We start from the raw sequence: 5,269 nt of genomic DNA on the forward strand, positions 1-5,269 counted from the left end.
AAATGCAGAAGCCGATGACATAGATCTGCGGCACGCTGATGGGGCCGAAATCGAGCGGGACGGTGGCATAGCCGCGCTCGATCGCGCGGGTGTCCGCGCTGAATAACAGCACGAACACGTTCTGAAGAATGATCGAGAGGCCGAACATCGTCATCATCGACGCTTCGGGGCCCTTGCCAGCCAGCGGTGCTAGCAGGAAGCGATAAATGGGATAGCCGATCAGCGCCAAAGCGATGCCGATAAGACCAAGGCCGAGGAGCGGATCGATTCCGGTCCATTGCAGGAGAAACAGCCCGGCATAGGCGCCTGCCACCAGGAACTCGCCATGCGCGAGATTCACGAGCCGCATCACACCGAGGATGATGGAGAGGCCAAGCGCCGTGAGCGCCAGCATCCCGCCGAGCAGCACGCCGGAGATCAGGGCGTTGAGAATGACGTCGAGCCCAACCATCGCATCCGGTCCTGACAGGAGGAGAGGGTGCCGATCCCTATCGGCACCCAGCGCGTGCGCGAGATCAAGGCAGCGGGAACAGCACCTTGCCGTTGGCGCGCTCCTGAGGCCAGACGATCGGCGTCTTGCCGGCCTGCCATTGCAGCATCACCAGCGGCAACTTCGCCGTATGGTTTTCATCGAACTTGATCGGGCCGACCACATAATTCTTGTCGGTCCGCGCGATCGCCGCATTGATCGTGTCCGGGCCGAGCGAGCCGGCGGATGCGATCGCGTCGAGCAGGATCTGGGCCGCGGCGTAGCTATCCGCGATGTGCTGACTGGAGGTCAGCTTGGTCTCGCCCTCGAAGGCCGCCGCAAGATCCTTTGCGCCGGGATAGGGAAAGCTCGGATCCCAGTAGCCGCCGACCACGACGCCGTCGGCGAGCTTGCCAAGCGCCTCGGCAAACTGCACCGGCTCCGCGCCTTTCTCGATCACGAGCAGCTTGGGCGCGTAGCCGGCCGAGGCGATCTGCTTGCGGAGCGAGACCGCCTGGGGCGTGATCGCGTCGACCAGCACGATGTCGGCGCCCTTCGCCTTCGCCTCGGCGACGATGGACGTGAACTGGGTGTTGTCCACCGGGAAGGATGTGTTTTCCACCACCTCGTACCCGGCATCCCTCGCCATGTTGGGCCACAGTGCTCCCCCGACCACCTGGCCGTCGGGCCCGTTGTCGTGGAAGATTGCCACTTTCTTGTTGGTTTCGAGCTTGAGGTCGCGCAGCGCCTTGAAGGGGATCGCTGCCAGCTCAGGCTCATCAAAGAACAGGTCCCAGACATAGGTCCATTTGCGAACGGATTTGAACGCCTCGAGAGGATTGCAAGCCGTAACAAGCGGGACTTTCTTCCGCTCCGCGACGAGCGCGCCGGCGTTCACCAGTGCAGGCGTGCATGAGCCGAGCAGGGCCACGGCCTTGTCGCGCGACAGCAGGGTCTCGGTATTGGCCGCGGTGGCGTTGGGGTCGGTCTTGTCGTCGCGCAACACCAGGCGGACCAGCAGCTTCTTGCCATCGATGGCGATGCCGCCGGACTTGTTGACCTCGTCCACAGCGCGGCTGTAGCCCCATTTCTGGAAGCTGCCGAACCCGGCCAGCGGCCCGCTCAACGGGATCGACGCACCGATGACGATCTCGTCGGCAGCAGCGGCCGGCTTAGTTGCGGCCAAAACCGCGACAGAGCACAACGCGACCGCGCGCAGGTGCCTGGACAGACGATGTCCTGCGCTCAGCAACTCATGCGACTTTCGACTCCTCATGCTCTCCTCCATGCTGATCTGATGGTTCTGTGGTCTTGTTGTTCTTGGCCGCTTCGCGCAGATCCGCGGCGATCAGAAGGCGTTGTCGCCCGTGTAGCGGCGATAGAGCACCGGCAGGACCTCCGTGAGATAACCCATCTCCTCGGTGGCGTGCTGGTGCAGGCGACGCGTGAAATCGTCGTTGAGCTGGCGCTTGCGGCCTTCGACGGCGATGTGCTCGGGAACCTGCTGACGGGTTTTCTTGTCAGTGAGGATCCCCAGCCAGAAGCGCGAGCGCATTTCGCAGCCGTAATCGGTATCCCGTACAAAATGACACATACGTCCGACGTGAACGGGGGCGTCCTGGTCGCCGATCCGCGCGCAGATGGCAACGGAGCCCGAGCTGTCGTAGCGTTGAGCGTCGAAGATCTCGTGCGGATGATGGAAGTCAGTGGTGAGGTTGTAGAGCGGCCCGCACGGGCCGGCGAGATATTCGCTCACCACATGGGAGGCGCCGATATAATTGTCGTCAATGCGATTGACCCAGCTGCTGGCAACATGGTCGCGCGGGTGCCAGAGCTTGTATTGCTCGATGCCATCCAACCAGCCGAACCACCAATGCACCATCTTGGCGCGGCAGCCGGGCATGCGGGTCAAGGCGGCGACAAGCTTCTTGCCGCCGGCGAGATCCTTGTAGCCAGACTCGAAGGGCTGATAGCCCGGCTCCAGCAGCAGGTTGCAGTCCTCGAACTCCATACGCGCCTCCCGATATGGCTTTTAACTATGGCCGAAGGCCGGTATCCACGCCGCTGCGGTGCTGCGTTGTTTGTCGTCTAGGCGGCCAGGGCCTTGGGCGTCGGAAGATTGAGGATGTGCCGGGCACTGGCCGGCGTCGCGACGCTGCCATTGGCCTCGCGAGCAAGACGTGCGGCGCGGGCGACGAATTCGGCATTGTTCTTGGCAAGACGGCCCTTCGCGTAGAACACGTTGTCTTCCATGCCGACCCGCACATGGCCGCCCAGCGCGAGCGTGGCGAACAGGATCGGCAGATGAGCGGCGCCGATGCCGAACGCCGACCAGATGGCATCCGGCGGCAGCAGGCTCTTGAGGAAGACAAGATTCTCGACCGTCGCGCCGATCCCGCCGGGAGCGCCCAGCACGAACTGGAAATAGCCCGGGCCACGCAGGATGCCTTTGTGGATATAGTGGGTGGCGGTGTAAAACATGCCGGAATCGAAGACCTCGATCTCGGGCCTGACGCCGTTCTCGTTCATCACAGCGGCGAGCTTTTCGAGAAAATCCGGGCGATTGATGAATAGGGTCGAATGCATCCAGTTCATCGAGCCCGCGTCAAACGAGGCAAGCTCCGGCTTCAGTTCGATCAGATGCGCCATGCGGGTCTCATCCGTCGCGTTCAAATCGCCCGACGTTGTGAGGTTGAGCACGATGTCGCAGCGTTCGCGGATGCGGCCGACGGTCTCGACGAAGCGGCCCTTGTCCATGGTGCCCTTGCCCGCATCGTCGCGCATGTGCAGATGGGCGATCGCCGCGCCGGCCTGCCAGCACTCATAGACGTCTTCGGCGATTTCCCGCGGTGTGAGCGGGATTGCCGGGTTGTGTTCCTTGGTTGGAAAAGCGCCAGTCGGGGCGACGGTGACGATGGTATCGGCCATGATCCTGTTCCTCCGCATTGGGCGACAGCGGCATCAGGACCGCTGTCGCCGACTTGATCCTTACGAATACGCGTTTGACGTCTTGAGCTGTTTGACCAGCCGCCCGAGAAAGGCGCGGCGGATGGCCGGGACTGTCGCCTGGTCGTAGCTGTAGAAGCCCGCGCCGGTTTTGACGCCGAGCTTGCCTTCGTCGACCTTCCGCCGCAGTAACGGGCTCGCCTCGCGTGAGGCGCTCATTACCGCGAGCAGATTGTCGCCAACTGTGAGCCAGATATCGAGGCCGCCAAAGTCCGCCACCTCGAGCTGGCCGGTGGTGGCGTAGCGGAAGGCGGGGCCGAATTTGAGCGCAGTATCGACGTCGGCTGCATCAGCCACTCCCTGCTCGATTAGCGAGAATACCTCGCGGGCAACGGCCTGCTGGATGCGGTTGGCAACCAGGCCCGGCACGTCCTTCAATACCTTGGCGACCCGTTTGCCGATCGACCGATGCAGCGACGCGACCTCGTCATAGATATCATCCGGCATGTTGCCGAAAGCGGAAATCTCCACCAGCGGCATCACCAGAGGAGGATTGTACCAATGCGTCACCAGTGTGCGGCTGCGGCGCGCTTCGGGCAGGGCGGCGATCATCGGCTCCAGCGGCAGGCTGGAGGTGTTGGTGGCGAGGATGGTGGTGGACGGGCAGAGACGGTCGAGCTCGGCGAACAGCGCCTGCTTCAACTCCATCCGCTCGGGAATCGCTTCGACGATGAAGTCGCGATCGGCAACGGCGGGCGCGAGCTCGTCAAAGATGCTGATCTGGTGCAGCGCGGCGGCAATCGCGGCCTCGGTAACGAACTCTTCCTCCACCAACAAGCCATAGGCCGCCTCGATCGATGGCAAGATCTCGTCGCGCTGCCTTGCCGAGGGCTCATAGAGATGCACGGAAAGGCCATGCAGGGCGAAGGCCGCGGCGATGCCGTGGCCCATGGTGCCGCCGCCGATAACCCCGATTCGTTGCAACATGCTGGCCTCCATGGAGTCGCAAGCAACGGCAGATGTCAGCCCGCCGTGTAGCCGCCGTCGGCATCAAGGATGTGCCCGGTGTAGAAATCCGATGCCCTCGAGACGAGGAACAGCAGGGGGCCTGCGAGATCCTGCGGCTCGCCAAGCCGGCCTTTCGGTACGCGCGCGAGAAAGCCCTTACGCACCTCCTGCGCACGCTCGGTGTCCTCGAACATCCAGGCGGTCAGCGGGGAGCGGAAGACCGTCGGCGCGATCGCATTGACGGTGATCCCGGTGTTGCCCCATTCGCAGCCGAGCGCCCGGGTGATGCCGTCGATCGCCGATTTCGAGGCACAATAGGCCGAGTAGCCGGCTGGATGGCCGAGCTTGCCGCGCGCCGAGGACATCAGCACGATCTTGCCGCCGCGGCCCTGAGCCAGCATTTGCTTGCCGGCGGCCCGCGCCATCAGCCAGGACTGGGTGACATTGGCATCCATCACATCGAGAAATCGTCTGGGTGCCATGTCGACGATCTTGGCGACATCGTTCTTGCCCGAGGCAACCACGAGAATGTCGAGACCACCAAAAGCCTTGACCGTCTCGGCGACGATGTCCTCGCAGGCACCCTCGTCGGTCGGACGCGCCTTGATGGTCAGAACCTCGGCGCAGAGTGCGCGCGCCGTCGATGCGGTTTCGGCCAGCGCCTCGGCGTTACCGGCGACGGCGGCGACCTTCGCGCCGGCACCGGCCAGCACCTGCACAGCCAGCGCGCCGAAGGCACCCGACGCGCCGGTCACGACGGCCACCTTGCCGCGGATATCGAACAGCGACAGCGGATCCTTGAGGAAGTCGGCGGAGGCGGTCATGGCTTCGCTCCCGGCGGATAGG

6 protein-coding genes are annotated in these 5,269 nt (G+C 63.7%); all 6 read right to left on the reverse strand.

Annotation, left to right across the window (positions count from 1 at the left end; translation table 11 throughout):
* Positions 1–451 (reverse strand): branched-chain amino acid ABC transporter permease (locus JOZ76_RS34185; protein ID WP_291705791.1); only part of this gene is annotated, 451 nt, incomplete at its 3' end.
* Between the two features lie 64 nt (positions 452–515).
* Positions 516–1,745, reverse strand: coding sequence for an amino acid ABC transporter substrate-binding protein (locus tag JOZ76_RS34190; protein WP_291705792.1), 1,230 nt, complete (start codon positions 1,743–1,745; stop codon positions 516–518).
* 72 nt (positions 1,746–1,817) lie between these two features.
* Positions 1,818–2,480 carry a DAPG hydrolase family protein gene (locus JOZ76_RS34195; RefSeq protein WP_291705793.1) on the reverse strand — a complete coding sequence of 221 codons (663 nt, stop codon included), beginning with the start codon at positions 2,478–2,480 and terminating at the stop codon, positions 1,818–1,820.
* A 77-nt stretch (positions 2,481–2,557) separates the two neighbouring features.
* The gene (locus JOZ76_RS34200; protein ID WP_291705794.1) at positions 2,558–3,397 is read right to left on the reverse strand and encodes a 3-keto-5-aminohexanoate cleavage protein; all 840 of its coding nucleotides are present in this window, start codon (positions 3,395–3,397) and stop codon (positions 2,558–2,560) included.
* 60 nt (positions 3,398–3,457) lie between these two features.
* Positions 3,458–4,402 carry a 3-hydroxyacyl-CoA dehydrogenase family protein gene (locus JOZ76_RS34205; protein ID WP_291705795.1) on the reverse strand — a complete coding sequence of 315 codons (945 nt, stop codon included), beginning with the start codon at positions 4,400–4,402 and terminating at the stop codon, positions 3,458–3,460.
* A gap of 35 nt (positions 4,403–4,437) precedes the next feature.
* Complete coding sequence (locus JOZ76_RS34210) at positions 4,438–5,247, reverse strand: SDR family NAD(P)-dependent oxidoreductase (RefSeq protein ID WP_291705796.1); 810 nt, start codon at positions 5,245–5,247, stop codon at positions 4,438–4,440.
* Between the last annotated feature and the right edge of the window lie 22 nt (positions 5,248–5,269).

This window comes from Bradyrhizobium sp., assembly GCF_019244115.1.
Taxonomy (GTDB): domain Bacteria; phylum Pseudomonadota; class Alphaproteobacteria; order Rhizobiales; family Xanthobacteraceae; genus Bradyrhizobium.

Coding starts and splice junctions, on each gene's coding strand:
- JOZ76_RS34200 (WP_291705794.1), bottom strand. CDS start 3,397: ATGGCCGATACCATCGTCACCGTCGCCCCGACTGGCGCTTTTCCAACC.
- JOZ76_RS34210 (WP_291705796.1), bottom strand. CDS start 5,247: ATGACCGCCTCCGCCGACTTCCTCAAGGATCCGCTGTCGCTGTTCGAT.
- JOZ76_RS34195 (WP_291705793.1), bottom strand. CDS start 2,480: ATGGAGTTCGAGGACTGCAACCTGCTGCTGGAGCCGGGCTATCAGCCC.
- JOZ76_RS34190 (WP_291705792.1), bottom strand. CDS start 1,745: ATGAGGAGTCGAAAGTCGCATGAGTTGCTGAGCGCAGGACATCGTCTG.
- JOZ76_RS34205 (WP_291705795.1), bottom strand. CDS start 4,402: ATGTTGCAACGAATCGGGGTTATCGGCGGCGGCACCATGGGCCACGGC.